General features: G+C 72.7%; 2 protein-coding genes and 1 pseudogene. All 3 read right to left on the bottom strand.

Going from position 1 to position 3,177, the window contains the following annotated elements; genetic code table 11:
* Window positions 1-148: pseudogene (locus tag B1400_RS09210) on the bottom strand ((2Fe-2S)-binding protein); the annotation flags it as partial.
* Window positions 149-192: 44 nt separating this feature from the next.
* Entirely contained in the window at window positions 193-2,043 is a 1,851-nt protein-coding gene (locus tag B1400_RS09205) for an FAD-binding protein (protein WP_095614082.1), read from the bottom strand.
* A 61-nt stretch (window positions 2,044-2,104) separates the two neighbouring features.
* The coding region (gene dprA, locus B1400_RS09200) for a DNA-processing protein DprA (protein WP_106408305.1) at window positions 2,105-3,177 on the bottom strand (1,073 nt) is incomplete at its 5' end.

The following is a 3,177-nucleotide window of genomic DNA, read 5'->3' as shown; positions in this document are numbered from 1 at the left end:
CGGCGCGCGCCGGCGAGTCGCCGAACGGCGACGCCTTGCGCGCGAAGGGGCTGGAGCCGCGCGCGCGGTCGCGCTCGCGCGCCGGCCTGGGGGAGAAGCGGTGCACGCGCAGCGTGACCGTCGTCCCGGATGATGCTAGTTGAGCCATGCGTTCCCTTTCATGCCTGTTCCACTATAGACGTTCGGGGTGCGTCAGTAGGAGCGCGCACCCGGCTCGATGTCGACGATGCGCACCGGCTGGCGCAGCGGGGCGGCATCGGCGGCCGTCATCGAATGGTTCAGGCACGTCCCGTCGTCGCGTTCGGGGAAGTCGGTGCGCTTGAGCGAGCCGCGCGACTCGTGGCGCGCGTCGGTCGCGGCGAGCATCACCTCGGCGAGACGCACAAGATGGCGCGCCTCCCAGATCGCCGTGAGCTCCTGGTTGAAGGCGCGCGCCTCGGCGTGCAGCCGCAGCCGGCGCGCGCGTTCGGCGATCGGGCCGTCGACGACGACCTGCGCGCGTGCGATCGATCCGGCGTCGCACAGCACGGCGACGCCGCGCTCCATCGTCTCGGACAGGTCGGCCATGACGCGGTACGCGTTGTCGTCGTCGTCGCCCGCGTCGCCCGCGGCGCCGGTGACGAGCGCGTCGATGTCTGCGTCGCGAGCCGTCTTCGCCGCGTCGAGCGCCTCCTCCAACGTCGGATCGGACGGCGTGCCGGCGCCCACAGGGTTGGCGGCGACGCGCGCGGCGACGGCTTGCCCGGCACGCGTGCCGAACAGGCAGGCGTCGAGCAGCGAGTTGCCGCCGAGGCGGTTCGCGCCGTGCACGCTCACGCACGCGCATTCGCCGGCGGCGTAGAGTCCCTCGACGATGTTGCGTCGCTCGCCGTCCCAGACGTAGACCTCGCCGTCGGTCGTGACGGGGATGCCGCCCATCGTGTAGTGGGCGGTCGGCTTGACCGGCACGAGGTCCTTCGCCGGGTCGAGCCCGGCGTAGTCCTCGATCGTCTCGACGACCTGCGGCAGGTTGCGGCGCATCCGTTCGGGGTCGATGCCGGTCATGTCGAGCCAGACGCAGTCCTTCGGGCCGTCCGGGTCGCGCGGGTCGGCGACGCCGCGTCCGGCGTCGGTCTCGCTGCGGATCGCGCGGCTGACGACGTCGCGCGCCGCCAGATCGGCGTGCCCGGGCGCATAGGAGGCCATGAAGGCGTCGCCGTCGGCGTTGCGCAGCACGCCGCCCTCGCCGCGCGAGGCCTCGGACAGCAGGATGCCGGTATGGGCCAGACCGGTCGGGTGGAACTGCACGAACTCGATGTCCTCGAGCTGCAGGCCGGCGTCGAGCGCGAGCGCCATGCCGTCCCCGGTCAGGTCGTGTGAGTTCGACGTCGTGTGGAACAGGCGTCCGGCGCCGCCGGTGGCGAGGACCGTGTTGCGCGCCGCGATGGCGTGGGTGACGCCGGCGTGCGTGTCGAAGGCGACGACGCCGGCGGCGTGGGTGAGCGTCTCGTCGAGTACGAGGTCGGTCACGACCCATTCCTCGGCGAAGTCGACGCCGTAGTGCACGCACTGCTGCCACAGCGTGTGCAGGATCTGGTGGCCGATGCGGTCGGCGGAGTAGGCGGCGCGCTTGACCGGGCGCGCGCCGAAGTCGCTCGTGTGGCCGCCGAAGCGGCGCTGCGCGATGCGCCCGTCGGCGGTGCGCGAGAACGCGACGCCGGAACGCTCGAGGTTGATGACGGTCATCGGGGCGTCCTCGGCGAGCAGCCTCGCCGCGTCCTGGTCGACGAGCCAGTCGCCGCCCTTGACCGTGTCGTAGTAGTGCCAGCGCCATTCGTCCGGTTCCATGTCCGCCAGGCTCGCGGCGATGCCGCCTTCGGCCGAGCCGGTGTGCGAGCGCAGCGGCTGCAGCTTCGAGACGACGAGGACCTTCGGTTCGATGCCGGCTTCGCGCAGCCCGCGCGCCGCGTCGCTGCGGTGGAAGCCGAGCGCGGCGGACAGGCCGGCCGCGCCGGCTCCCACGATCACGGCGTCGTATTGTTCTTCGATGTGCTTCGGGGTCATATCCGGTATTGTCTCACAAGGCGTCCCGCGCCCGTCCGGACGGCCATCCGCATGTCGGCGGTCAGGTCGGCGGCGGCGCGCCAAGCGTCGGCGCATGGCGCGGATGGCAGCATTCGTCGACGGCGCGCGCGTCGGCCAGCAGGATCGCCTGATGGTCGCGGATGAGCGCGTTGCATCCGGCGTTCGACGGGCTCGTCACATCGCCGGGAACCGCGTAGAGGCGCCGGTTGAGCTCGTTCGCCCAGCGCGCCGTGTTGAGCGCGCCCGAGCGCAGCCGCGCCTGCGTGACGACGACGGACGATGCCATCGCCGCGATGAGACGGTTGCGCAGCAGGAAACGGTGGGCCAGCGGCGCCGTGTCCGGGCACAGTTCGCTCACGAGGGCGCCTCCGGACGAGATGATCGCCGCGAACAGCCGTTCGTTGCACGAAGGGCCGATGTGGCCCAGTCCGCCGGCGAAGACGGCGACGGTGCGCCCGCACCGGTCGGCGCACGACGTCCCGGGCGCGCGCACGGCGGCCCAATGGGCCGCCGCGTCCACGCCCATCGCGCCGCCCGAGACGACGGTGTGGCCGGCCAGACACGCCTCCTCCGCGATCTCCGACGTCACCTCGCGCCCGTAGTCGTTCATGCCGCGCGAACCGACGACGGCGAGCGGCTCGGGGCACGCCGTGAGCGCATGCGCGTCGCCGCGCACCCACAGGCACACCGGCGGCGCGTAGTCGGAACGCACATCGAGGTCGGCGAGGCCGGCGGGCCACGTCTCGTCGCCAGGCGTGAGCACCGCGTACGCGCCGTCCGCCGTCAGCCATGCGCGCAGCGTGTCGGGGTCCGCGCTCGGTAGCGACGCGAGCCGCATGTGCCAGCGTTCCACGGCCTGCGTGAAGCGGTCGCGCGTGCGTGGGCGCACCGTGCATCCCCAGCGGGCGATGCCGAGCGCGAGGTCGCGTTCGAGCATCCGCATGCCCTCCCGGCGTTCGGGCTGCGGCATGCCGTCCATCGACATGGCGAGCGCGGCGAGGACGTCGCGCGCATCGGGCGCGCCCTTGAGCAGCGCCGCCATCATGATGTCCGCGTCGTCGATGCACAGCGTGAGCAGGCAGCGGGCGAGCGCGTCGTCGCATTCCCCGGCCA

The organism is Bifidobacterium italicum (assembly GCF_002286915.1).
GTDB lineage: Bacteria > Actinomycetota > Actinomycetes > Actinomycetales > Bifidobacteriaceae > Bifidobacterium > Bifidobacterium italicum.
The sequence above is the reverse complement of the archived record's forward strand: the minus strand, read 5'-3'. Positions and strand labels throughout refer to the sequence as shown.